This is a genomic window from Puniceicoccales bacterium (assembly GCA_031283585.1).
GTDB lineage: Bacteria > Verrucomicrobiota > Verrucomicrobiia > Opitutales > LL51 > JAIRTH01.
This window is the reverse complement of record JAITBP010000006.1, coordinates 78,231-104,704: the sequence shown is the minus strand read 5'-3', so window position 1 is coordinate 104,704 and position 26,474 is coordinate 78,231. Positions and strand designations below refer to the sequence as shown.

The following is a 26,474-nucleotide window of genomic DNA, read 5'->3' as shown; positions in this document are numbered from 1 at the left end:
TTCTGTATGGTGTCGAAATCGATACAAAACATATTCACATTATAACTATTGCAAAATTCATACATAGACTTTAGCATTACGGTTGCCGATCGAATAAGTTCAATGGAACGATACAATTTTTCATATTCATTATAAGAGTATAGCCTATCCACATTGATCAGGGTTAAAAATGATACAAGCTTATTAAAGCCATAACGAATATCATACGGTATGTCGTATTTTACATTTTCCATGTGTTTGACATCTTTTGTGAAATATCCATTGTGTGCCTGTGTCAGAAAAGATTTTATGCCTATTAATATTTTATTTATAACATCAGCACGACTATTTATATGAGTCATCATATTTAAGTACATATAGGAATTATTGCCAAAGTCTTTTAATACACTATCCTGAGTCCTAGTCGTTCCGGATACTTTATCGTTAATATTCTTATAGCTTCCACAGGATATTTTAATAAAGTCGCATAACTTATCCATAGGTGGAGCTATTTTCTTGTCTATATAGGCTTCCATGTTGAGTATTACCTGATTTTGAGCATCGTTATGTGATGTGTTATTTTTTAGGCAAGAACGCATGTAGGCCTTTAATATGTTATATACTCCTATGTTGAATAACGCCAATGTGTCATTCATTAGTTTTTCCTGATTGGCATAGTCGAGCCCATTAGCCATCATTATTTTTGTGCATTTTGCCAGGGTTTCATTCTTTATGTTATTTAATTTTTCTTCTGTACGACTTTCGCTTAATGAATGTAATTCATTACGGAAGTTTTTTATTGCTGAACTAATTTTCCCATAGTTATTAAAATCGAACACCTTTTTTAATTTTTGTAGGCCGCCTATATTCTTTCCTATAGTATCATCTAAAGCACTAATGTTATTTATAAATTCGGTTAGAGAATGTTTCAGTGCAGCTAGGTCATTTTCATGTGTTATTTTTTTATAATACTGTGGTAAAATCTCGTCTTTAAAAAGGTTTATTTTGCTTTGAAGATTAACATTTTTTTCATCATTTGGATCCAATTTTGGCAATTTTTTATGCGCTATTTCTATTTCATAAAAGGCGATAGATGTTAGTAGCTTAAATGCTGTCTTTATGCTCTCTAACTTAGCTTCTGAATCATCATTATGTACGTAATCGGTTGGCTTAGTATTTGTAGGTGCACGAAACCAGTTCTTGAATTTAATAAATGAGCTACTACCTGCTATAACACTGGGTGGAACATTGATACCAATCAAAGAAAAACATAGAACATAAAAAGAAGCTCGTTTAATAATTATCCCATCCATATGCCTTATAATTTTAGTATTAGCTGATACTATGTCAATATACTAATGTTTTATTAGTAAACTATGTTTTCTGTCAATATGAGCTCTATGAATTTATTTGGGTTAGGATAATGGCGACGGTAGTTTCTTTTCCTGGATTTCCTTGGTGATTATTTCTATGATTTTTTCGAGGTCGATTGTCCCAGCCACGTATTTGTTTACCCTTGAGCGAACGGCCACGGTTCCACTCTCAATTTCCGATGGTCCGACGATGAACATGTATGGAACCTTATCCAGTTCGGCTTTCCTTATTTTGGCACCGAGCTTTTCCGGCTCTAGGTCAATGCAAGCTCTTATGCCGTTGCTATGCAATCTATTTTGAATGGTTTTGATTTCTTCTAGAACCGAGTCATTGATCGACAGAATGCGTACCTGTTCCGGGGCCAGCCAGGTGGGAAAATTTCCACCAAAATGCTCGATGAGTAGGCCACAAAATCTTTCCAGTGAACCGAAGGGTGCCCTGTGGATCATCACCGGCTGATGTGGTTTATTATCGCTACCGATGTAGGTCAATTTAAACCGTTCCGGGAGGTTATAATCCACCTGGATAGTTCCCAGTTGCCACTCGCGGCCGATGACGTCCTTGACCACAAAATCTATCTTTGGCCCATAGAATGCAGCTTCGCCTTCTTCCAGTGAAAATGGTACATCAAGGGATTCGGCTGCTCGCTTGAGCGCATTTTCCGCGCAAATCCACGACTCATCGGAGCCAATGTACTTTGAAGAGTCCCTGTCACGCAGGCTTACCCGAACCCTGAAGTCCTCCATGCCAAGTGTCTTAAATATCAGACGAACCAATTGGAGGCACTGGTTTATTTCATCGCCAAGTTGTTCTTCGGTGCAAAAGATATGCGCGTCATCCTGGGTAAATCCTCGGACCCGGGTCATGCCACTCAATTCACCGGATTGCTCCCAGCGATATACGGTGCCGAATTCGGCCAATTTCACCGGTAGCTCGCGGTAAGATCTTGTTTTTGAGGCATATATCTTTATGTGACCGGGGCAATTCATCGGTTTTATCAGGAACCCATCGAGTTTACCATTTTCCAGACCTTCCATCATCTCTTTGCATGAAACATTGTTATCAAGAAGTTTTTGCAGTGTAACGCGTTCCGGAATTGGTGCATATTGGGCATCTTGGTAATAGGGGAAATGGCCGGAGGTTCTGAATAGGTCCAGCTTAGCCAAATTTGGTGTTATAACCTGGGAATAGCCACGTTTTTCCAGTTCAGAGAGTATAAATTTTTGCAATTCATTGCGAATTATTGTGCCATTGGGAAGCCATAGAATCAATCCCTGGCCGAATTCATCATCTATCATGAACAGTTGCATTTCCTTGCCGATTTTGCGATGATCCCGTAGCCTGGCTTCTTCTGTCTGTTTTAGAAATAGGTCCAGAGCTTCTTTGGAATCGAAAGCTGTGCCATAGATACGTTGCAATTGTTTATTGTTTTCATTGCCCCGGTGGTAGGCGCCGGCAATGCTAAGCAGCTTTATTGCCTTGATTTCGTTGGTGTTAGCCACATGAGGCCCTCCACATAGGTCGACAAATTCACCGTTTCTATATAGAGAGATTTCTTCTCCCTCCGGAATATCGTCCAGGCGTGATAGTTTATATTCTTGTTTTTTGTCTAAAAATAACTTCCTGGCCTCTTCTTTTGTGATGATAATCTTCTCGAAGGCCTGGTTGTCTTCTATAATGGCAAGCATCTCTTTCTCTAGCAATGGCAGATCATCGGCTGTGAACTTGTGATCTGTGTCAAAATCATAGTAAAACCCTGTTTCGGTCGCTGGTCCTATGTCAAATTTAGCGGTCGGGAACAGCCTTCCTACAGCGCTTGCAAGCACATGGGCTGCCGAGTGTCTGATCTTTAACAGAACTGCAGAATTTACCATGATTTTCCCATTACAAAGATATGGGAAACCCAAGTCAAGAAATAAGAATTTTTACAATTAACCGGTAAGGGCTATTGGCCAACACAGGATCATATTGGCTTATTAGTAAAGCAAATCAGGGTTTAGCAAAATCGATTGATCGCTAGGTTTGGTTGTAATTTGTACCCAGCGATCTAAATATGGTCAAAACTATTTACCTTATCAATATCTTTAGTTTTTTAGTTTTTATTAGGATTTAGCAGGAAATGTATCTCGTTATCAGTGGTTGTAAGTATAGCAATGCTATAGGGTGTAATACCTTGTGCTGTGGTACCATCACGCATAATAATATTTTTGCATGGGTCGTTCAATATATCATTCTGATTAATGGTATTGCTAGCGCAGCCATGGATTGTTATCAATCGGATAAACTCTTTATTTGTGGCGCCAAAATGCAATGGGGTGCCATCTTCAACTCCAATGACATTACGGGAATTATCATTCTTTTTATATTTATAATCGGCTTTGGCCAGTAATGCATTTCTGATCCTTTCTTTTCCTAGCCATTTAGATTTATCTAGTAGCATTTTCGCGTATTCATAATTATCTCCCGGTTTGCTGCTAAGAATATTCCCATGGCCAAGGATGTGAAGCGGCGTTACATTTCTCATCTCCACGAGATAAGAATCAATATCACAGGTGGCATTTAAAATATCTATATTATTATTTTTTGCAATGTCGGTTAAAATATTCTGCATATAGATTCTAGCCTTTTGGTTAACAAAATGAGGAATTATTGAAAGGATATATGGAGTGCACCTGGTTATTTTGACAAAGCCACTAACATTTAGGTTAAAAGTGCATGTGCTATTAATAATTTCTGACAAAGCAGGTTTATCTAGGGTTTGGGCTGCATCGAGTATGGCCTTTGCAACATCTCTATTCTCACTATTCATTGCTAGGATAAGTGGTGTGCAGTCATTGACTTCATAGGTTCCTGAATCTTGCGACCATTCTATGGATGTTTTGTAGACTGCTTTGGACAAAAGCATGGCTTTCAGCGCATTTTGGTCACCTTTAAACGCTTCTAGTAGTACGCCGATGGCATCTGTTCTACAATGCGCAATCATCCTATGTAGAATTGTGCTATTTTCAATATCAATAAGCTTGGAAAGCTGGCCCATACTTTTTGTAGTAAATTTACCAGTAGATGCCTTCAATATGCTGTGAAGTTTATTTTGTTCTTTTGCAATGTTAAGTAACTCTCTTGCAAAATCCATATTGCCAATGGCTATTGCAAATTCCAATACGGTTAAATCTAGATCAGGTGTACACACCAGCTTATATGGACATATTGCTGATATGTTGAAGGTTTTGTGGCCCTTAATAGTTTTTAGTAGATTTATTCCAACCTTACTAGGCTTTAATATTGCAGCAAGATGTAGAATGGTAAAAAATTTATCACTGTTGTTATAATTAATTTTTACGCACGGACTTTCCAGGCCTTCGTTAGCGAGTTTAGAATAATCTATATAAATGGTTTTTTTAATATCAGTGTGATTATAAGTATCATAAATTTTTATGTTTGTATATTCGATTATATCCGACGTTGTATTTTTTCGTACTTGGCAATCCCTGTTCTCATTTGTTAACAACCCAGAAATTGTATTTGTAATATTTTTAACATCGTCCTGGGTTAGTGTATTAGATCTAGCTACCGGTGCATTCGGCGTAACTTGTTGTTGAGAAAACACTGGTTTTAGGTCGGTAATGGCCTGGTTAAGTTCTTCTCTAACAGCACGGTCATATAGCTTGTCTGCCAATTCATTAAGAGTCAAATGGTTGTCGTTGAGTATTACACAGCGACTATTCAGGCCGTTGGTGACGAGTTCCATGTAGTCTATGATAAATGGATTAGCAAGTAATCCGGTGTATTTTATTTTATGTGGGTTACCGGGTTCTTGAGTAATTTGCCCGTCTAGGATGTTATTAATGATTCCTCTTACGATACCAATCAATTCGACCTGACCTTTATTCAATGTCGGCTGAGAACTTTGGTGTAGCAGAGCTGACTTGGTAAATACCGGTGCCGATCCAGGATGATATGCCTGTGGAGACTGATATGCCGATGGTTTAGGTGCTACTATCTTGACTGGTTGATGTGCTGGCGTATAACTCGGTGGATAGTGAGGTGCTGTTGGTTGCTTATATAGCGGCTGGGGCGGCTTAGGTGCTGACTGAGAATACTGTGTTTCTAGGTTTTTAATGATATTTAGAAGCGTTTGTTTAGCATTAGCGTATAGATAGTCTGCCAGTCCACGGAGAGTCAGATAACCGCCATTGAGTATTACGCAGTCACTATTCAGGCCTTTGGTGACTAGATCATTATAGTTTATGTCAAGAGTTGCATTTTGGCCTTTAATTATAGCGTTATTAAATTTAGCTATTTTCTTGGTTTCATCTAACGTGTATTCGCAATTATGGTTTGAATTTAATACTAAACAAAGTGCAATATCATCAAGAATTAGCTGTACCTGCGTTAACGTTATCTGCGGCGGAACTGATGTTGGAGGTTGTGGCCTATGTTCCGATGGGTGTTGTGGTTGCTCACTTGTCAGCATCGGCGCAGAACCCTGTGGTTTCTGATATGTGGCCGGCTGATGTGCTGGCGTAGGACTCGCTGGATAGTTAGGTGCTGTTGGTTGATTATATGGCGTCTGGGTCGGCTTAGGTGCTGGCGAACTTGCCGGCACCGTTGGAGTTTTTGATTTGTTTAGTTGCTCATAATACCCATCAATCTGTGTAATGGCACCTTTAAGGTATTCTCCAACATACTTATGTAGCTTGTCTGCCAATTCGCGGAGAGTAATACGGTTGTCGTTGAGTATTACACAGCGACTATTCAGGCCGTTGGTGACGAATTCCTTATAGTCTATGATAAATGGATTATCAAGTAATTTGGTGTATTCAGTTTGGTATAGGTTACCGGTTTCTTTAGCATTTTTATAACCTAGGGCAACATTAATGGTTTCTCTTACGAACTCAATAAAATCGATCTGCTCACTTGTCAGCATCGGCGCAGAACCCTGTGGTTTCTGATATGTGGCCGGATGATGTGCTGGCGTAGGACTCGATGGATAATGAGGTGCTGGTTTGGCTGGCTGAGAATACTGTGCTTCTAGGTTTTTAATGATATTTAGAAGCATTTGTTTAGCATTAGCGTATAGATAGTCTGCCAATCCACGGAGAGTCAGATAACCGCCATTGAGTATTACGCAGTCACTATTCAGGCCTTTGGTGACTAGATCATTATAGTTTATGTCAAGAGTTGCATTTTGGCCTTTAATTATAACGTTATTAAACTTAGCTATTTTCTTGGTTTCATCTAACGTGTATTCGCAATTATGGTTTGAATTTAATACTAAGCAGACTGCAATATCATTAAGAATTAGCTGTACCTGCGTTAACGTTATCTGCGGCGGAACTGATGTCATAGGTTGTGGCCTATGTTCCGATGGGTGTTGTGGTTGTGGAACTGATGTCGGAGGTTGTGGCGAAGTTATTGATGATTTCTCAGCCTGATTTAATAATTCTATTATATCATTTTTATTGAAAAACTTTGCAATTTGATGAGGTGTTGGATTTATAAGATGTTCGTTTTTATAGATCATATGGTTACATGCATCCCAGATGCTATTTATTTTATAAGTTTTTGCTGTGGTGAGTAATTTGTTTACAATAGCTACATTGCCATAGAATATTGCCAATAAGAATGGTGAACAATTACTTGTTTCGAATTCGTCGTATTTGATATCTGTTTTTGTATTTAGTAGAAGACCAATTTTGTCTTCGAGAGCATCCAGAATGTGCTGTGTAATTTTATCCGAGCTTTCTGAAAGGATTGCTCTGTGCAGGATAGTATATTTTTCCTGTAAGCCTGTGGTTAAGATTTTGGTTTCCTGTAGATCACAAATTTTATCGAGTTGATCTTTATCTTTTGCAATATCTAACAGTTTTTTTACAACATCTTCTCTGTTAAAGTATATGGCAAAATATAGTGGATTGACATTATATTCCAGTTTATCTATGGTGAATCTGATTTTTCTGGATACATCTATCTTTTGGTCCTCTTGGATCACTTCTAAAAAGCTTATTCTGCTTTCATCTGTGAGCGCTGTGGCAAAATGCAAGAGGTTGAATACGATAGGGTTTGAGTCTAGGTTTCTAATTTCAACACAGGGACTTGATATTCCTTCTGAAGCGATTCGGTTGTAGTCAATGGTTACTGTTACTTTTTTATCGTCAATGATAAGTCCTGCATATTTAATTTGCTTGGATGTGGCTACGTTGGTTAGTGGGACGAATTTGTTATCACATAGAGCCCTATGGATTTTATCTCCGATCCTGGTCATGGTACCAATCGGCATCTGTGGTATTGATGATGGTTGTGTTATGATAGGCCTATTATAGTTATAGGAGCTTGTTGTTGTGTATAGGGTTGTATTTGGTTGAGGCAAAGATCTTGCTTTTCTATTGATGTTTATTCCTTGCATGCTAATCTGGCGATTGCTTCTATTTTTTTGTCTTTCCCTCCTTGCCCGTCTCCTTCGTTGCATCATGTGACGTCTTCTATTTCTTCTCCTATTGGAGGCATTTATTCTCATTGTTGGTTGATTTGCCAGGGCAAGGCATTCAATTCCGTCGAGTGCCAGTAGGCATTGACCTAGTGCTAGTATAGCTACAAATGATTTAATTGTTTTAACCATAACGACATCCTTATCAAAAAGCAAAAATAATGAAATTAAACATATTTACAATTGTAAACATTGCATATTAGGTAATTTTTCTTGTTTGATTAGCTTAATTTTAATTAGCCTGTGCATTCAGCAATTGCTTATAAGCTTCGTTTTTGAAGAAGCTTGCGATATCGGCAGCGGTAATATTTTGTTGTTTTTGGCCATCCTGCGATTTGAACTCATCGCATTTTGCGTTTAACAAATCGGTTTTGCTATCTTTGCTGGTGCTTAGTATCAAATCGATATAGTCAAGATTGTTTTTATAGGCTGCTACAAAATGTAATACGGTACCGTTTGTGATAGCGATATGGGTGTTACCTTTGGTTTCGAGATCAGCCTTGGCCAACAATGCTGCCTCGATATTTTCCGAAATTTTATCTGACTTTAATAATTTTTCAATAGCGGAACGAATATTTGGGAAGACCGCTGCGCTATGAAATGGTGTTATGTTCGTGAGTTTTACCGTATTTGTTTCTAGTAGATCGCATTTCTCGGCCAGGATATCTATGCTTATGTTATTAGCCTGCGCGGCCTTGAGTAATATATCTGCATCACTTTGGTAGCATAGCGCGAAAAAAAATGGTGTGCAACCGTTTATTTTGGTATCATTTGCTTCAAAACCACATTTTTCGCCAAAAACACTTAGGTTATGCGCCTGGGCAACTTTTAGCAATGCATTTACAATATTTTCATATTTATAATATACTGCTAGGAAAAGCGGTGTGGTATCAGCTATTTTATAATGATTGTCTCCTTTGACTTCTATTTCAGCCTTGGTTAAAAATAGAGTTTTTAGCATTTCTTTATCATTTTTACAGGCTTCTATTATGCATAGCGATATTTTTTCTAACTTGGATGCAATCGCCTTGTGGAGGATTGTGCCGTTTGTTATAGTAAGATCGCCGAATTGCAATTTATCGATTAATAGAACGTCATTTAACTTGTCCTGCTTTTTAGCAATGGCCACTGTTTCTCCTATAATGGCTGTGTTATTATTATGTATTGCAAAGTCCAACGGCTGTATGTCCGTGTATTTTTGACCTTTGAAAGTAAATGTGCAGGCTACGGATATGTCAAATGTTGGGCAATCTTTGATTACATTTAGTAGTTTTTTGCCGGAAGTGTCCGATAGTAATGTGGCCAAATGTAAAAGTGTAAATTTTGTTGATTGTCCGGTGTCCGGTGTAATCTCAACCGAACTATAGGCCAATCCTTCCTTGGCAATTTTATCATAGCCAACGGTGATGGTCAGGGAACTGTTATCAGCAAATTTGCGCTTATAGTTTATGGGGCCTAATGCATCCGGATTTAATGTGGATTTAGCTCCATCGAGTAATATCTCATCTACTTTAGCCGCAATGGTTTTGATTTGATCTTTTGATAAATTCAGAGTATCCGCAGGAGCTTTGCTAGCCGTCGATTCACCGGCCGGGGCAGATTTTTGGTCACCTGGCTTAGCATCCTTTTGGTTATTTGCAAGTTTGATATTAGAGTGTGGATTTTGGCCTTTAACTTTTATTTTACCATCTTTTGCATCATCCTTTTTAGCCGATTCTTGATTTCCACCGGGCCTTTGTTTATCTACCTTATAGGTAATTGCTTTTGATGACTCGCCGGAGACTATTTTGATTATTTTTTTATTGCGTTTTTTCTTATCCCAGCCGAGGATTCGTTTCTTCCGGATGGAAACATTAGATTTTTTACCGTTACTATCAACGGTAACGTTTGCCTTTATATTACCTGCCAAGCAGGCAATAAAACCATATTTTTGTAAACATGGTGTTAAAATCAATATAAATGCAAGTGATCTAATTATTTTTCCCATATACACACTTTGTGATTATGCAGTGTGTAAAATATGTAAAAGTTTGCAAATAAAAAATAGCCGCAGGTATATACGCGAATTACTTACTCGCCAAGTTGGAATCTGACAAATCTGCTAATTTTTATATTTTCACCGATTTTTGAAATATATTCGATCAGTAGATTTGAAATCGTTTTATCCTGGTCTTTTATGAAGCTTTGGTTGAGCAGACATACCTGATTAATCCATTTGTCTATTTTGCCGTGGACTATTTTTTCGATGGCAACCGGAGACTTACCGCTGGCCTGGACCATGGCGATTTCTTTTTCTTTCTCTATTAGGTTTTCTGGAACGTCATCTTTTGAGATAAACAGCGGATTGGAAGCCGCGATATGCATGCATATATCATGGGCAAGTTGTTTAAAATCAGAGTTTCTGGCGACAAAATCTGTTTCGCAGTTCAGTTCAAGCAGCACACCAATTCTGCCGCCGTGATGAATATAAGACTCTATTATGCCTTCGGTGGTCTGGCGATCGGCTTTTTTAGCAGCAGAAATTGCTCCATTTTTTCGCAGGGCTATGATTGCCTCTTCGATGTTACCGTTGGTCTCGACCAGCGCTTTTTTACAATTGATAATTCCGGCACCGGTGCGACTGCGCAATTCACCTACCAATTTTGCACTTATTTCGTTCATTTGGGTGACTTTCCTTCCTTAGGGTTCATTTCTTTTCAGGTTCTTTTGACTCCGTTTTTGTTAGGACCTCTTTGGTTTTTGTTTCACCGCTGCCTTTAACCTTGTGTGGCATCCAGGTTTTGGTTCTACCGGTTGCTCTGTCGGCCGATTCTATCTCGTCGGCGATGGTAACATTTTCAGCGGCTTTCGCAAGTTGTTCATCCATAACAACCGATTGCTCGGATATCATTTCGTCTTTTTCGATAATTTTTTTATTTTTCTTTATATCTTGCTTTTTTATCGAATATCTTTCCAGGCCAGTGGCTATGGATTCTGCAATGGCATCGATGATTACTTTTATTGATTTCGACGAATCATCGTTACCTGGGATTGGGTAGGCTACCTGGGTCGGATCCGAATTGGTATCCACTATGGCTATCACCGGAATGCCTATTTTGTTTGCTTCGGCAACGGCTATGCGTTCCATTTTAATGTCAACCACAAATATGGCCGATGGTAGGTCGTTTACTTCCACCAGGCCCTCAAAATTTCTACGCATGCGAACCATTTGGCGTCGAATCACCGAAGCTTCCTTTTTTAGCATAGAGCCGAGCGTTCCGTTGGTTTCCATTTCAAGAAACCGTCGATATTTATTCAGGCTCCTCTTAACCGTATCAAAGTTGGTAAGGCCACCGCCTAGCCAGCGATTGACACAAAAAGGCATCTTCAGTGAATTGGCCGTTTCCTGGACAATACTCTGGGCCTGTTTTTTAGTTGCAACGAACAGAACATTTTGGCCACTAGCCGCCAGATCTTCCAAAAATTCACAGGCGACGGCCAGACATTTATGAGTCTTTTCCAGATCTATGATAGAGATACCGTTTCTATGATCGTAGACAAAATTCCTTGATTTCGGGTTCCAACGTCTCTTCTGGTGCCCTAGATGCACCCCTGCCTCAAATAACTCACTGATTGTTACATTCATACAAAAACTCCGTACCCAACAAATGGGCCTTGGATAGATATTGACTTACCCTGGAGAGTGGTGTTAAAAATTTTTCGACAGGCAAGCATTTTATGATAAAATTATGCTAATTTGTCACAATATTCATAATTTTGTGCCTGATGTATATTTTTTTGACAATATTTTTATTAATTAGATATTTTTTCAGATTATCTAGCTTCAGTATGGAGGAAAAAATGTCTTCTTCGGTGGCATCGGCGGAGATCAACATATCCCCTCGGACTTTTCCATTTATCTGTATGATTAGCTTATAGCTATCGGTTTTTGTTGAAATGTCTTCGTAGGTCGGCCACTGGGCGAAGTATATGCTGGTTTGTTCGCCTAGTCTGGCCCAGAGCTCTTCGCTGAAATGTGGGGCGAACGGTGCGAGTAATTTTAGGAAAGTTTTAGCTGTTTCCAGCGTCATACCATCACTTTTGCCTAGGCTATTTATAAATATCATCATCTGGGAGATGGCGGTGTTGAAATGCAACGCCTCCAGGTCATCGGTTACTTTTTTTATGGTATGGTTCAGAAGATTTGTAATTTCTTGGCTATCAGTGGCTTTGAATTGAATCAGCTGGCCATCGCTCCGGATATATTCCCTCCAAACTTTTTTCAGAAACCGATGGACACCTTCGATGCCGGTTGTGTTCCAGGGTTTCATGGCATCCAGTGGGCCAAGGAACATTTCATAGAGCCGTAGAGAGTCGGCGCCGTAGCGTGAAATTATTTCGTCAGGGTTTATAACATTTCCGCGGCTTTTTGACATCTTTGTTCCATCTTCACCAAGAATTATTCCCTGATGAAATAGTTTTTTGAAAGGCTCTTTGCCTGAGGTTAGGACGCCGATGTCGTACAAAAATCTGTGCCAAAATCTTGCATAAAGCAGATGGAGCACCGCATGTTCGGCTCCGCCAATGTAAAGATCAGGATAACCCCAGTATTTTTCATCCCGGGGATCGACGAGGTTTGTTGTATGGGTCGGTGATAGGTAACGTAAATAGTACCAACAGGATCCGGCCCATTGGGGCATGGTATTCGTTTCTCGTCTGGCTTTTAGGAATCGGGCGTCGGTCGAATTCACATCCTGTTTGGAAACTATTTCGCAGGTTTCTCTATCTATATATACGTCGAGCCAGTCTTTAGCTTTGGAAAGTGGGCTTTCGCCGTCGTCGGAAGGCAGATAGGACGGGACCGCCGGGAGTTTTAGCGGCAGATGTTTTGAAGCCAGAGGTATGGCAAATAGTGTTTCGCCATTTTTTTCAAATGTGATTGGTTTTTGTGGTAAAAATTCTTTCAAACTGCTGGTGTCACTGGACGAAATTCTTTCGTAGGCTTCTTTATTTACCCATAGAATCGGGACCGGCTCGCCCCAGTATCTCTGCCTGGAAAATAGCCAGTCTCTAAGCCTGTAGTTGACGGTTTCCCTTCCTTTTTTCAGCTGTACGAGATCATCTATAATTTTTGATCTTGCCACTGCGGATTTTAGTCCCGAGTATCGGCCTGAGTTTATAAGCTTACCTTCGATGCAGAAGGGAATCTCTGTGTTATCATCTTCATTGGAAATGACTTGTATTATGTCCAGGCCAAATTTTTTGGCGAATTCATAGTCTCTGGAGTCCTGGGCCGGCACGGCCATTATCGCGCCGGTGCCGTAGGACATCAGCACGTAGTCTGAAATCCATATGGGGATTTTTTTGTTATTGATCGGATTTATTGCGTAGGACCCGGAGAAAACTCCGGTTTTGTCCTTGGCCAAATCCGTCCGTTCCAGATCACTTTTGGTCTTGGCCTGGCTGATGTAGTCATCGATGGATTTTTTATATGGTTCTTTAACTATTTTGTTCAGAATGGGATGCTCCGGTGACACCACTAGAAATGTTACACCGAAAATGGTGTCTGCCCTGGTGGTAAAGACTGGCAGTTTATCGTCATAGCCGTCTATTTCGAAGTCTATTTCTGCGCCCTTTGATTTGCCGATCCAGGCGATTTGCTGGCGTTTTGTCGAGTCTGGCCAATCGATATTTTCCAGCCCTTCCAGCAATTTATCGGCATAGGCTGTGATTCTTAACACCCACTGGCGCATGTTCTTGCGTTCGACATAATGGTTGCCACGTTCGGATTTCCCGTCGATGATTTCTTCGTTTGCGAGGACCGATTTAAGTTCCGGGCACCACCAGACCGGCTTTTCGGCCACATAGGCCAGGCCATGTTTAAATAATTGTAAAAATATCCACTGGGTCCATTTTACATAGCCGTCGTCGGTGGTATTTATTTCCCGTTCCCAGTCTATGGCAAATCCGAGGGCTTTTATTTGTCTTCGAAAATTATCCACATTTGCCTTGGTGTTTATGGCCGGATGTTGGCCGGTGGCGATGGCATGCTGCTCCGCTGGTAATCCGAATGCGTCCCAGCCCATAGGATGTAACACATTGAACCCGTTAGCCTTTTTAAATCTGGCCACTATGTCTGATGCGGTATAGCCTTCGGGATGACCTATGTGCAGGCCGGTGCCGGAGGGATAGGGGAACATGTCTAGCACATAGAATTTTTTCAATGAATCGTCGGTTTTGGCTGTAAAAATTCCATTATTATACCAATAGTTCTGCCAATAGGGTTCGATTTCGGTGAATCTGTATTCGGTACTATTTGTTGCCATCGCCATAGGTGAAAATCCGCCGAAGCTTCAATTTTTTTGGAAAAAAAACAAGTTTAATTACAAAAAATCACCAATTTATATCATCGACTTTTTAAAAAATATGATGGCCAACAGAGCGATCATTAGGTTACCTAACCATGCTGCTAGCAATGGATTAACTGTATTACTGCTGCCCAAAACAGTTCCAAGACTGTTTACTATATAGAACAGGAAAAATAGTCCGGTGCCTTTGGCTATGGCCACGGACGGATTGGTACGCATTAGGCAGGTAACAAACGGCACACTCATGGCGACTATGGCAAGACAACAGAATGCAGAAGAGATTGCGCTGTAGTATCTTACGAGATAGGCCTGGAGTCTATCCATGTGGTTATTCTGGCAGTGAGAAATGGCGTCCTTAAGCTCAAAAAATGACAGGGTTTTCAGACCTTTTTTCAGCAGTAATAATGTTCTGGGACTGTCTTTTAATTCGTTTACTATAATCTGCTTGTGTGGTTTATTTGACATTGGAATGCCGGTTTTTTTATCAAAAATAATTTCCCGGCAATCCGATAGGGTCCAGCAGCGATTGGATTCATCGAAGCTCCCCTGGCCTGCCATGATCCTGCGCGTTTCCATGTCACTATCATAGTAGTGCACCGAGATGCCGAAGGCATTGCGCGAATATTTGCTGAATCTATTGATATATAATAGCATATCCTTATTTTTGCTGAATAGGGTAAGGTTCCGGACAACGCCTATATCATCAAAACTTAGATTCTTGGCATCCTGGGTGAACCGTAGTTTCTCTCTAAAATTACACAGGTCTTCGAAGGCCGCCGGTGATGACAGGGTGTTTATGTATAACATGAACAGCGATAGCAATAGGCCTACCATCCATAGAGGTCTGGATATTCTCCACAGGCTGACTCCGGTACAGCCCAGGGCAATTAGCTCGTTGTTTTTTTGTAACATACTGATCAAGAACAGGATAGATAGAAATAACGAGGCCGGTACACCAATGGGCAACAGGGTTGTTAATAGCAGAGTATAATAGTCTACAAGATCTTTTGGGCCAATGTCATACTTGATTAAGTCTCCAAGATTTTTGTAGGAATCTTCAAAAATTAGGATTGCCATGGTCAGGCAAAAAAATATCAGAAAAAACTTGAGCCATTGGAAAAAAATATAGCGATCAGCGACCTTAATCACAATGACCAGGAGATAAACAAAATCCGCCAGTTAATAAACATTTTTTTAAGGACCTGGGTGCGCACCATCCATAAAACCTAGGGGCTAGCCCATGAGTAACATATGTCGATAGTGATCAAGTAGTTCACATTTCTCTTCTTCTTCTGTGAGTAGATGTTCTATATCATCGTATAGTTCCGGGGCCGTAATATTTTTACCGGTGGATTCTTTTTTTTGCTTAAAAACTGTCCTTAGTTCGTTAATTTTGCTACGAAACTGCGTGGGTGTGAGAATGCTCCGGTTCGTAACGTCTGGCCTCAACAGCTGGATGAGTACGCCGTCGAGTGTCTTTACACTCAATACCTTAGAAAGCTTGACCTCGATCTTGCCTTCGCTTGGGTCGAAGCTACTTGTGGCTGGCAACCGCATACGTTTATTGAAATCCGAACCTTTGGTTATTCCGGTTAGCCCGAAATCCATCTCAAAATTTTCTTCCAAATCGCTTTTTTGTTTTTTAACAGGTTTTTTATTAAAATCTTCCGCCATTTTTACGCTCCATCAAAAATCATAAGCCTATCCTGCAATCCGGACAGTAGTTTAATCGAGTCCTCTAACTTTCCAATAGTAAAATCATTGCAGCTGTGTTTGATTGCAAATCCAAGCATGTCATCGTTCTGCAGGACCGGATTCACCGAAAATTGATAACAAGGATAGGGATTACACAATTCCAAGGCCTTCAGGTATATCCTGGAATTTGGGAATTTGTAGGCACGCAGCAGGTAGGTGAAAACCCAATCATCCTTTGCGTCGATAAACAGATGGCCGATGGTCTGGATCTCTAGATGGACTACGCCATGCTCATTTTTTTTCAGATTGCTAAATCCAACTCTCCCACCGAGTTCATCGATAACTGTATCCACATTTGCCCGCATTTTTGTTTCCTACTGTGTGCTTTCCTCAAAAAAATCCACATCATTAGCTTCTTCCTCGAGCAGGATTAGCTCATCGAGTTTGTGCTGGGCAGTATCGAGCAATTGGTTTCTCGACTGGGGATCGTTAAAAAATTTCATCGGAAATTTTCTTACCAGCTCCGTAACTCGATTCATTGCATATATGGTGGCTTCCAGGTCATTTTCTGGCGTTGGGCCAAAGATTTCTATGAATTTTAATACCTGGGTGTCACTAACAAAAGTACTTTGGGTCATTTTTACTAGTTCCCTTGTCGCAACGAGTTGCTCGTCGATTGTGAATTTTTTGTCACCGAACAAAGGGAAGGTTTTTTTGATGTTTTCGGCCAGCATTCCGATGTCATTGTGAGCCTGGCCGGAGATCTCTATACGGAATAGGCCATCCCGGACAGCCCTTAGCTCTTCCATTGAGCGAGAAGGGTTTGCTGATTCCATGTCACGGCCGAGAAGTTCGATCATCGAATCGATGTATCTGTCGAAATTTTCCTTTCTCCCCTCATGTTTTTTGTAAAAATTTTCAAATAAATCCAATGGATTGTCCATTTTGAGGACCTCGTCCCTATAGTCGGCGGCCAATGCGGTCGGACTCAGCTCGTTGTCCTGACCATTTAACTGCTGTTCTTTCAAGAGCTCGGCAGCCTTTGGAATTATATTATACCCATCCTTGATCTCTTTGCCGTGGTGCTTGTTCAGCTTTGCCTGGGCTATATTTAGTTCTTCCTGAAAGAGTTTTGATGAATTTATGCTGGCTTTAATAGAGTTTACCTGTTCGCCCAGTTCCTGCTTCTTTTGGACAGCAAAAGAGTCTGTCCTGCCCTCCAGTCGCTTTTGCATTTTCTCGACCTGCCTTAGCTCGGATTCGGCTGAAAATTGCTCAAGTTCTTCGGCTTCAAAAGCATACTGAATGACGTTGTCCTGCTCTGTGACCTCTCCGAAATCGTTGGCTGCCTGTTTTAATATAATATCGTGGATCGGGCCTTCGGATTTTTTAGCGTCTTCTTCCAGAAGTGATCGATTCATCATTCGCCGGACCGTCGATTCGAAATTTTTGTATTTATCGGCATTTTGAAATCCACCGAGACGGTTGATTACCTTGGAAAGAATTTTTTCCTTCTCTTTTATTTTCTTTTTTGTCTCAATTTTTCTATCTTTGATCGAGGTTCTTGGTCTTATTTTCGCAGCAACGAAGTCATCCATCCTGTCGGCTAATTCTATGGCCGACAATGTCTTTTCGTGCAGTTTAACCTCCTGGCCCTGGTAGGAGCCGATTACTCTATCGATTCCAACCTGGCCGTCTATGGTTGTTGCCAAAGATATCGAATTAGTTTCCACAATCCCATTCTGAATACTGTTGAAATTGCAATTTTTGGCAATAAAAACAGGCATATGTAAAAAAAAAATAATTTTACCGAGCCCTTGTGCTTGAACAAATCTATAAAAAAAATATCATAGACAAGTTCTGTCATGGCATTATTGCTAAAAATTTTATCCGGGCCACACCAAGGTGCAGAGGTTGCATTACCAGATGAATCCATAGTTGTAGGCTCCGACGAGTCGTGTGATTTGATACTAAATGATGCTCTTGTGGTCGACAAACACGTAAAGATTACGAAGGCCGATGGCTCCGGGTTTGAATTGGAACCAATGAATGGCAATGTGTTCATGGATGGCCATCTGGTCGAAGGAAAAACCGCCGGCGGGATCTTTAAGTTCATAACATTAGGCACAACCCAGCTGATGGTAGGCCCTGAAGCCGATGAGGGATGGAGCAAAATTTCTTTGGATAGTGCACCGGTGCTTGATCACATTGAAGATAAAAAAGAAGAGACAACGGATAGTGCCGTTGCTAAAGCTAAGAAGGAACCGACCAGGGGATTGCATAAAAAAAAGTTGCCACTGTTTTGGCGATTTTTTATCCCATTGACGGCAGCGGCCGGTGTTGTGTTCATTGGCTTTAAATTGACCAAGAAAAACCAGATTGAGGTGGCCGTAGATCCGGTGGTTGAAATAAAAAACAAGATCAATAGTCTAAATATTCCAGGGACAACCAATGTAAATAGATTGAAAGATGGAAGCATTTATGTAACCGGTTATGTTAGCCTGATTGCTCAGTCAACCAGAATTAAAGCCGAAGTCCATACGGTGGATCCTAACGTAAAGGTGAAGGTGTATAGCGGTGAAAAAATAGGCAATACGGTGAATGAAATTTTAAGAGGAGCTAATTTAACCGTAAAATTTGAAGAGACTGCTCCGGGTAAATTTGTCGTCTCTGGCTACGTGTTCGATCCGGTGGTTTGGGATAGGATGAAACACAGGTTAGCCGAAGAGGTAAAAGGTCTTGAGAATTTTGTGGACAATGTACTTACCCAGACAAAAGTATTAAAATTGGGTAATGAAGTGCTGAAAAAGTATTCATTGGGTGAAAAGCTCAGGTTTTCCTGTAACAGGGATTGTGTTACAATCGATGGCGTGCTCACTGAGCGAGATAAAAATAACTGGATCGTGGCAAAGGAAGAGATAGAAAAAACTATCACCATTGGCTCTGAAATCGTTTTTTCCGTAAAAATGTCCACGGATACCGGTATTGGTGTAGAAAAATATTTCGGAGGAAAGATTGACAGTATCGTATATAACAAGGACGGCTTGGAGTGGATAAACATGCGTGATGGACGTAAATATTTCGAAGGATCTGTGCTTCCAAGTGGTTACATTATTTCTAACATAGAAAAAGATTCTATAATAATAAAAGGGCCGGATGGAAGTATTACGGTCAATGTGGAACAGATGTGATTTTGAAATGGATGGAGAGAGAGCGCGACGGTTAACAGCATCATGTATAACAGTAACGACTTGGAGTTGATAACCATAGGTGATGGACGTAAATATTCCGAGAGATCTGTGTTTTTAAGTAATTAAATTGTTGCTAACAGGAAGAAAATTTTTACAATTGTAAAAAATAAAAAACCTGGTTAAACATAAAACGAAGGTGATTTTAAAATGGATAGGGATAGGGTGACAATCGTGGAGATGGAACGCCAGTTACTAGGTGATTCAACCGGTAACTATAGAAAATCTTTGCTGGCCAGGCTATCGGAATACAGATTAGAACTTACCAAAAAACTTAACTCAGATCTGCTCACCGCCGACTTCAATGTATATAACAAGGTTAAAATAGCCCTGGAGAAAGCCCAGGAGGTAGTCAATAATTTTAAATAAATAATAACAATTTTCTTTAACATTAACAACTAACAATAAACAAGGAGAAAAATTATGTCAGATTTTGATGGAGCAGGAACTAGATGGCACACTCCTGAACCTTCGCAGGAAGGTATAGGTAACAAAACAAGTGCCCCAACAAATAAAGTAAGTATTCTTAATATTTATAAGTTACTTTCTACCTATATGATGGACTATGAGAAATCTCTTAAGGATTCGCTGGGAAGCATAAAAGGTCAAGCAGCGTCGGAAATTGATCAGGGTGTCCTGTTGGAATTACAGGCGATGGTCCAAACCTGGGGAACGATTTCTGCCACTTCTACTGGTATTGTGCGTTCGATCGGTGATACATTGTCAAAAATCACCCAAAACATACGTTAACAGTAAGGTATATTTTTTTGGATACATCACGAACAGTTTCTGCCGATGCAGCGGATGACAAGCTGGAATATCCAGATATTCCAACGGATATTATCCGTATGCTAATGGACATTGGTTATGTGGCCGCTGGATGTGGCCTTAAATCCCATGCGGAAAGCATTTTTGACGCTTTGATTGCCGCCAGACCATCCAGCGAATTACCACTAATCGGTCTTGCCGTGGTAAAAATAACCTTTGGACGTATTTCAGAGGCATCGAAAATACTCACCGAAACCGTGACCAAGATAAATCCAGATAGCCAGCTAGCCAAAGCTTTTTTTGGTCTACTTTTAAAGCAAATCGGATCGAACCATGAGTCAGAAATAGTTTTAAATGAAGTTATAAAGAACAATTCAGATGAGGATGCGGTTACCCTTGCCAAGAGTATCCTGTCGGATTCTGACAATAAAAAACTAATCAATTAACCCGAGGGTAATATTATGTCAATAGATCCAATTAGTGCCGGACAATTCGCCAAAGGTGTAAATGATGGGTTGCCAAATCAGGCAAACCTAGGTAATATTCAGTCGAATGTGAGTGCAGTGTCTGACTTGGAGAGAATGCAATTTGAAAACGGGCTCCAATTGGACAATTTAAATGCGACTGATCTGCTAAAGATACAAACCCAAGACATTTTGCAGCAGCAGGCTGCTTTGGATCCTAATTTAAAGGTCAATACAACGCCCGGTGACAATATTATTCAGACTGTCCAGAACGTTAGAGACCAATATATGCAGATCGAAAACAACATCAAGTCTATTACTTCAAAAGGTAGTGACCTAAGCAGTGCAGATCTAATGCAGCTGCAGTTTGAAGTTATGCAATTAAGCTATATGAATGAGCTTTCTTCGAAGGCTGTCGATAAGATGAATAATATCGGGCAGACGTTGATGCGCAACCAGTAATGATCCAGTAGCGTTTTGTATCCGTTGGGCTCAACGACGTCGACTTGCTTTATATAATCTAATTGTCAAATTTTTGTTATTTGACTGGGCCGTTTTTTTTTATATTATGAATAGAAGCTACTTGGGGTGTTATGGGAAAGTCTAATTCTATATTTGATAAATTTTCATTGTTGTGCATGCTAGGCCTATCGCTGTTACTAGCTGGCTGCGGTAAAGCTGTATTATATTCTGGCCTGAAGGAAAAAGAAGCCAATGAGATGATCTCGATTTTACAACAATATGGCTTCAGTGTAAACAAGGTTGTTGGTAAGGAAAATGCATGCAATATCATTATCGACAAAGATAGGTTTTCGCTGGCCATCGAGATTTTAACCTCAAAGGGTTATCCCAGAACAAAATTTGAGACCGTTGGAGATGTTTTTAAAAAAGCAGGGTTGGTTTCATCTCCGCTGGAGGAAAGAGTGCGGTTCATGTATGCCCTGGGTGAAAGTGTATCTGCAACGATAAATCAGATACCTGGGGTAATAGATGCAAAAGTTCACATAGTTTTGCCAGAAAATGATCCCTATACGGAAAAAGTAACACCTGCTTCGGCGGCGGTTTTCATATCCTATAGGCCGGACTCGACGGTGGAGGAATATGTCCGAGAGATAAAGTATTTGGTGGCGAATAGCATAGAAGGTCTTGATTATGATAAGGTTTCTGTGGCATTGTTCCCGGTTCAATTGCCTGCGCTGCCTCAAACCCAGAGTGCCGGTGCAAGCATGGTCAATGTGGCTGGTCTGGAAATACTATCGTCTTCCAAGTCACAACTTTACGTAATTTTTGGTATTTTTGCCGCCGTAATCCTGGTTCTTTTGATAATAATATCCGTAATGATCTATCAAAATGTTAACCTACATAAGGGCGAAGAAACCGAGCCTAAATCATCCACCGAAGATGAATCCAGTAATGAGGTCGAAAAGATTGAATGAATTTTATGTGTATTTAGATGAGTTCGTTGGATTATATTCGAAATACTATAAAGGAAGATGCGAAGGCTTTTTCTGAGATCTGTGATTTCAATGATAACGTGGTCAGTCACATTCATGACGATTATCTGGCAGAACTGGACTGTGAAAAAACAATTATGCTGCCGTTGGCAAAAAATCCACGCACCAGGAGAGCCATCAGTGCCTATGTCTCGAAACGTCTTAATCTGGGCAAATGGTATGGGGATTTTTCCGAACAGCGCTATGGTCTGTGTTTACTTACACGGGATGATATTTACTTTCTAGTGAATTACATAGGTGCCGCAATCTATGCCGATGAGGTGAAGAAGATCGTGGTTCACGATGAGTTGAAGCAGCTGAAAGACCAAATCGGCCCAGCCTATAATTTTTCCATAAGGAGTGCAGATTTATTGTTCAAGAAATCGCAGATAGATTCATTGGCATTACCGGCCTTTTCAGGAAGTATTTACGATAAAATCGTCAAGGCAGGAAAATTTGTGATATCGGCCTGTTTGACAATGGTTCCTGAGGATTTGGGTCGAAAATTTGTCCTAAAATTTCCCAAAACCGAGGTCTGGGATTTTTCCAAAGAGGATTCATTGGCCGATGAATGTTGGAGGTTTACAAAAAAAATACTTAATTATCTGCCTGGTGACAAAATCCGTGTGCCAATACTGATGAAGGGATAGCTATGTTTGTTATAAAAAATGAAGGGTTGCAGCTGATGCCCGAGTCTAAAATTCTTAGGGCCGAGGAATATACTACCATTGTTTCCATAAACGAAGCGATGGAAATAGCAAATGGTATCAGCGCTGGGGTTATAAACCAAGCCAATGCCGAGAGCGACAGGCTGATTGCCGAGGCCAATGACCGGGCTGCCAAGCTTATCAGTGAAGCCAACTCCCGCAGTGATAAACTGATAGATGAAGCCAATGAGAAGGTTAGGGTGTTGGTGGAAGAGGGTAATGCCAAGGCCAGAAAGATAATCGACGATGCCATTTCAAAACAAAATGAGATACTTGTCTCGGCGAAGGCTCGCTATGAGGAAGAGGCCAGGAAAGGCCGTGATGATGGCTATGCCAGCGGTAAGCAAGAGGTTGTGAATCGGATGACGGAAATTGTTGTCAAGAATGCTGACAATTTTAAAAAATTTGAGAGCGAGATTGTGGGAGTCGTCAGCAAGGCCGTTCAGCGAATAATTGGTGAAATCGATCAGAAGGATTTGATCACAAATGTCGTGAAAAATGCCATTAAAAATATCAAAAACCAAAAGAGTGCTGTACTGAAAGTATCTGCGGCTGAAGCACAAACCATAAGAAGTCGGCTGGATGAAATTCTGAAGGACAGCGGAGGCATAGAGTACCTAGAGGTAAGCGCGGATTCGCGGCTGAAAAAAGGTACCTGTGTGCTTGAAACTGAAATTGGTGTGGTCGATGCCAGTTTAGATGTTCAGTTGGACGCAATAACGAAAGCCATCACCAAGGCATTGAAGTAATAGGGGTTAGGATGGATACCGAGGATCTTGAGTATAAATCCGATGGCAAGTCAACCGATGAGATTATCGGCGATATGGAGACAGCCAATGGTCGAAACATTGCTTCGATCATCGACCAAAACATAGAGGAATCCACGACCTTCAAGATGAAGGGCAAGGTCTTGCAGGTTGTTGGCACCATTATGAAAGCTGTTGTTCCCAATGTAAAAATTGGAGAGCTGTGCATTTTAAAAAATCCCTGGGAGAAAACCGAGCTCTATGCCGAAGTTGTTGGCTTTGATAAACAGGCAGCAATCCTGACTCCGCTCGGCGAAATCAATGGTGTTTCGTCTTCAACCGAGGTAATTCCCACCGGAGATGTGCACATGGTCCCTGTGGGTGACGATCTTGTGGGTCGTATTGTGGATGGACTAGGCCACGCGTCGGAGGACAAAGTCCGTGGAAAATTTGAACCAGAGACCTTTTATCCGGTTTATCATGATCCGCCCCATCCAATGTCGCGAGCACCAATATCAAAGCCACTTTCGCTAGGGGTTAGAGCCATGGATGGCCTACTCACCTGTGGCGAAGGCCAGCGGCTTGGTATCTTTGCTGCTGCCGGCGGCGGTAAAAGTACGTTGTTGGCTCAGATAATCAGAAATACCGAGGCAGAGGTGAATGTGCTTGCGCTGATCGGCGAACGTGGTCGTGAGGTCAGGGAATTCATCGAAAAGGACCTGGGCGAAGAAGGTATGAAGCGATCAATATTGGTGATTGCTACGTCAGACCGTTCTGCAATGGAACGACTTAAAGCTGCATATGTGGCCACAGCCATAGCCGAATATTTCCGAGATAAAAATAAAAAAGTTTTGTTGATGATGGATTCGGCCACACGTTTCGCCAGAGCCCAGCGTGAAATAGGGTTAGCCGCCGGCGAACCACCGACCAGAAGAGGGTTTCCTCCGTCGGTTTTTGCCACGCTTCCAAAGTTGATGGAAAGGGCTGGCCAGTCCTCAAAGGGTTCGATAACTGCTCTCTACACGGTGCTGGTGGAAGGAGATGATATGACCGAACCGGTGGCTGATGAAACCAGGTCAATCCTGGATGGCCACATAGTTTTGTCCAGAAAATTGGGTTCGGCAAATCACTATCCGGCCATAGATATTTTGGCAAGCATAAGCCGTTGTATGTCGGCCATCGTCCCCGATGATCACAAGGCCGCTGCAGGAAAACTGCGAACCATCCTGGCCAAATATAACGAGGTGGAATTGTTGGTACGTATAGGTGAGTATAAACGAGGGTCCGATGCGGTCACCGACGAAGCCATCGATAGAATCGATGCGGTGAATTCATTTCTTAAGCAGGGCCTGAAGGAGACAAATACTTTCGATGAGACGGTGGCAAAACTAAAGCAGGTGGTTGGATTGTAATCCAAGTTATTGTATGGCAAAGAAATATGAGCTAGATGATTTACTGAAAGTAAGAGAAATTCGTAAGGATCGAGCGGAGAAGAACCTTACCCAGGCCCAGAAATTGCTCAGAGAAGCCGAACAGGCCCTGGCCAAAGCTAAGCAGGAATTGGAGGACTACAAGTTATTCGTAATAAATGAGACTAACAGGTTATATAAACAAGTTTTAAAAAAAAGTATCAAGAAAAATTCCGTTGATGCTCTGCACCTAGCCATAAAAGAGCTTCAAAACAAAGTTTTTGAGTATGAAAAACGAGTCGAGGATGCGATGGTAATGTGCCAAAAGGCCAAAGAAAATCTGGAAAAAAGGAGAGAAGAATTGATCCAGGCCAATCGTAATATCGACAAGGTAGAATCGTTGAAAGACAAATGGAGAGAAGAGGTAAAAAAAGAAGAAGAGCGTCAAGCAGACATTGAAATGGAAGATGTTAAAGTAAAAAGTTTGGAATAGATAGCTATGAATGAAAATATTAAAATAAATGTGGAAAACCATGGTGTTAACACCCTGAACGTTGATAATGATTCTTTTGATTCGACTAAATTGAGTTATCCACCCCAGGAAGAGGTGGGAACTTTCAAAAAAATTTTAGGCGAGAGTGATGATAAAAAGAAATCGAAATCATCGGTCGATTTGGGTATCGACGATAAAGATCAGGTCGATGATAGCGAGAACGGTCTCTCTAATAAAAGGCCGAAGCTGGCTGAGGAGCGAGCCGATGATTCCGATCTGCCTGATGACTATGAGGACGAATATGCACCAGAGAATGAACAATCCAAATTAGGTTTAGTTGAGCCTGGGATGCTAAGAACCTCTATGACAACATCCGGCCAGCCGGAGGACAGGGCGGTTCCAATCCGGGTCGATGGTAGTGTTTCCCGGACCATACCAACCCAGCCGGAGGACAAGGCGGCTCCGATCCAGGTCGATGGCGATGTCTCCACTGATATGCCAAGCCAGTCGGAGGACAGTGTGATTCCGATCCAGGTCGATGGCGATGTCTCCACTGATATGCCAAGCCAGCCTGAGGGCGAGGCGGTTCCGATCCAGACCGGTGGTAGTGTCTCCCGGGCCATGCCAAGCCAGCCGGAGGACAGGGCGGCTCCGATCCGGGTCGATGGTCGTGTTTCCCGGGACATGCCAAGCCAGTCGGAGGACAGTGTGATTCCGATCCAGGTCGATGGCGATGTCTCCACTGATGTGCCTGGCCAGGTGGAGGACGAGGCGGTTCTGATCCAGACCGGTGGTAGTGTTTCCAGTGATATGCCCAGCCAATTGATGGACAAGGCGATTCCGGACCGGATCGATGAATCGGCATCGTTAAAGTCTTCGGCAGAACGCCTGGCCAAAATCAGTTCGGAAATCGTTTCCCGCATTCTGGTTTCCCATGCCGCTCTGGATGCCAAACAGGAGGTACGAGTGCGACTGAGCAATGCCATACTGCCTGGTACAGAAATTTTAATATCTAAAGATGGTACAAAATTGAGCGTGCAATTTAACACGACGGTTTCTGAGTCAGCGTTTTTCCTAATGGGAAGGCAGGGTGAGCTCAGGCAGCACCTGATGGACAACCTAAAGGAAATAAGCCACGTGGAAATTAAACTAAAAGACGATAGTCAAGCCAGGTGGACCAGCGGTGATGGCCGTTCGAAAAATCAAAGACAGTATGAAAAACCCGAGGATGATGACAATTTTGGCAAATGATTGGATGTTGTTG

At 41.4% G+C, this 26,474-nt stretch carries 22 protein-coding genes; 11 read left to right on the top strand and 11 right to left on the bottom strand.

Annotated elements, in window-relative coordinates; genetic code table 11:
• From LBB20_01845 to LBB20_01795, 11 genes are all read right to left on the bottom strand, one after another.
• A partial coding sequence (locus LBB20_01845; GenBank protein MDR2735566.1) for a hypothetical protein occupies positions 1 to 1,292 on the bottom strand: 1,292 nt, incomplete at its 3' end.
• 102 nt (positions 1,293 to 1,394) lie between these two features.
• Positions 1,395 to 3,227, bottom strand: coding sequence for a threonine--tRNA ligase (thrS, locus tag LBB20_01840; protein MDR2735565.1), 1,833 nt, complete (start codon positions 3,225 to 3,227; stop codon positions 1,395 to 1,397).
• Between the two features lie 218 nt (positions 3,228 to 3,445).
• Positions 3,446 to 7,972: a hypothetical protein gene (locus LBB20_01835; protein ID MDR2735564.1), complete on the bottom strand. Its 4,527-nt coding sequence runs from the start codon at positions 7,970 to 7,972 to the stop codon at positions 3,446 to 3,448.
• A 100-nt stretch (positions 7,973 to 8,072) separates the two neighbouring features.
• A complete protein-coding gene (locus LBB20_01830; GenBank protein ID MDR2735563.1) occupies positions 8,073 to 9,827 on the bottom strand; it encodes a hypothetical protein in 1,755 nt (584 codons plus the stop codon).
• A gap of 83 nt (positions 9,828 to 9,910) precedes the next feature.
• Positions 9,911 to 10,501, bottom strand: coding sequence for a translation elongation factor Ts (tsf, locus tag LBB20_01825; protein MDR2735562.1), 591 nt, complete (start codon positions 10,499 to 10,501; stop codon positions 9,911 to 9,913).
• A 25-nt stretch (positions 10,502 to 10,526) separates the two neighbouring features.
• A complete protein-coding gene (rpsB, locus tag LBB20_01820; protein ID MDR2735561.1) occupies positions 10,527 to 11,465 on the bottom strand; it encodes a 30S ribosomal protein S2 in 939 nt (312 codons plus the stop codon).
• 106 nt (positions 11,466 to 11,571) lie between these two features.
• On the bottom strand, positions 11,572 to 14,145 hold the full coding sequence (gene leuS, locus LBB20_01815) for a leucine--tRNA ligase (protein ID MDR2735560.1): 2,574 nt from the start codon (positions 14,143 to 14,145) through the stop codon (positions 11,572 to 11,574).
• Positions 14,146 to 14,220: 75 nt separating this feature from the next.
• Positions 14,221 to 15,336, bottom strand: coding sequence for an LptF/LptG family permease (locus tag LBB20_01810; GenBank protein MDR2735559.1), 1,116 nt, complete (start codon positions 15,334 to 15,336; stop codon positions 14,221 to 14,223).
• An 84-nt stretch (positions 15,337 to 15,420) separates the two neighbouring features.
• The gene (locus LBB20_01805) at positions 15,421 to 15,861 is read right to left on the bottom strand and encodes a hypothetical protein (GenBank protein ID MDR2735558.1); all 441 of its coding nucleotides are present in this window, start codon (positions 15,859 to 15,861) and stop codon (positions 15,421 to 15,423) included.
• Between the two features lie 2 nt (positions 15,862 to 15,863).
• Positions 15,864 to 16,247, bottom strand: a complete 384-nt coding sequence (locus tag LBB20_01800) for a hypothetical protein (GenBank protein ID MDR2735557.1) — start codon at positions 16,245 to 16,247, stop codon at positions 15,864 to 15,866.
• 9 nt (positions 16,248 to 16,256) lie between these two features.
• The gene (locus tag LBB20_01795; protein ID MDR2735556.1) at positions 16,257 to 17,615 is read right to left on the bottom strand and encodes a hypothetical protein; all 1,359 of its coding nucleotides are present in this window, start codon (positions 17,613 to 17,615) and stop codon (positions 16,257 to 16,259) included.
• A gap of 132 nt (positions 17,616 to 17,747) precedes the next feature.
• Here LBB20_01795 and sctD point away from each other — a divergent pair, with 132 nt between their 5' ends.
• The 11 genes from sctD (at position 17,748) to LBB20_01740 (ending at position 26,461) form a co-directional block, all read left to right on the top strand.
• Entirely contained in the window at positions 17,748 to 19,073 is a 1,326-nt protein-coding gene (gene sctD, locus LBB20_01790) for a type III secretion system inner membrane ring subunit SctD (GenBank protein ID MDR2735555.1), read from the top strand.
• Between the two features lie 207 nt (positions 19,074 to 19,280).
• Positions 19,281 to 19,499, top strand: coding sequence for a hypothetical protein (locus tag LBB20_01785; GenBank protein MDR2735554.1), 219 nt, complete (start codon positions 19,281 to 19,283; stop codon positions 19,497 to 19,499).
• 54 nt (positions 19,500 to 19,553) lie between these two features.
• Positions 19,554 to 19,880, top strand: coding sequence for a hypothetical protein (locus LBB20_01780; protein MDR2735553.1), 327 nt, complete (start codon positions 19,554 to 19,556; stop codon positions 19,878 to 19,880).
• Positions 19,881 to 19,897: 17 nt separating this feature from the next.
• On the top strand, positions 19,898 to 20,344 hold the full coding sequence (locus LBB20_01775) for an HrpB1 family type III secretion system apparatus protein (protein ID MDR2735552.1): 447 nt from the start codon (positions 19,898 to 19,900) through the stop codon (positions 20,342 to 20,344).
• 15 nt (positions 20,345 to 20,359) lie between these two features.
• The gene (locus LBB20_01770; protein MDR2735551.1) at positions 20,360 to 20,824 is read left to right on the top strand and encodes a hypothetical protein; all 465 of its coding nucleotides are present in this window, start codon (positions 20,360 to 20,362) and stop codon (positions 20,822 to 20,824) included.
• 131 nt (positions 20,825 to 20,955) lie between these two features.
• Positions 20,956 to 21,798 (top strand): type III secretion inner membrane ring lipoprotein SctJ, encoded by an 843-nt coding sequence (sctJ, locus tag LBB20_01765; GenBank protein MDR2735550.1) that lies wholly within the window; start codon positions 20,956 to 20,958, stop codon positions 21,796 to 21,798.
• A 17-nt stretch (positions 21,799 to 21,815) separates the two neighbouring features.
• A complete protein-coding gene (locus LBB20_01760) occupies positions 21,816 to 22,505 on the top strand; it encodes a SctK family type III secretion system sorting platform protein (protein ID MDR2735549.1) in 690 nt (229 codons plus the stop codon).
• A gap of 2 nt (positions 22,506 to 22,507) precedes the next feature.
• Positions 22,508 to 23,311: an HrpE/YscL family type III secretion apparatus protein gene (locus LBB20_01755; GenBank protein ID MDR2735548.1), complete on the top strand. Its 804-nt coding sequence runs from the start codon at positions 22,508 to 22,510 to the stop codon at positions 23,309 to 23,311.
• A gap of 74 nt (positions 23,312 to 23,385) precedes the next feature.
• Positions 23,386 to 24,720: a type III secretion system ATPase SctN gene (gene sctN / locus LBB20_01750; GenBank protein MDR2735547.1), complete on the top strand. Its 1,335-nt coding sequence runs from the start codon at positions 23,386 to 23,388 to the stop codon at positions 24,718 to 24,720.
• 13 nt (positions 24,721 to 24,733) lie between these two features.
• A complete protein-coding gene (locus tag LBB20_01745; protein MDR2735546.1) occupies positions 24,734 to 25,210 on the top strand; it encodes a type III secretion protein in 477 nt (158 codons plus the stop codon).
• A 6-nt stretch (positions 25,211 to 25,216) separates the two neighbouring features.
• The gene (locus LBB20_01740) at positions 25,217 to 26,461 is read left to right on the top strand and encodes a hypothetical protein (protein MDR2735545.1); all 1,245 of its coding nucleotides are present in this window, start codon (positions 25,217 to 25,219) and stop codon (positions 26,459 to 26,461) included.
• The last annotated feature ends 13 nt before the right edge of the window (positions 26,462 to 26,474 follow it).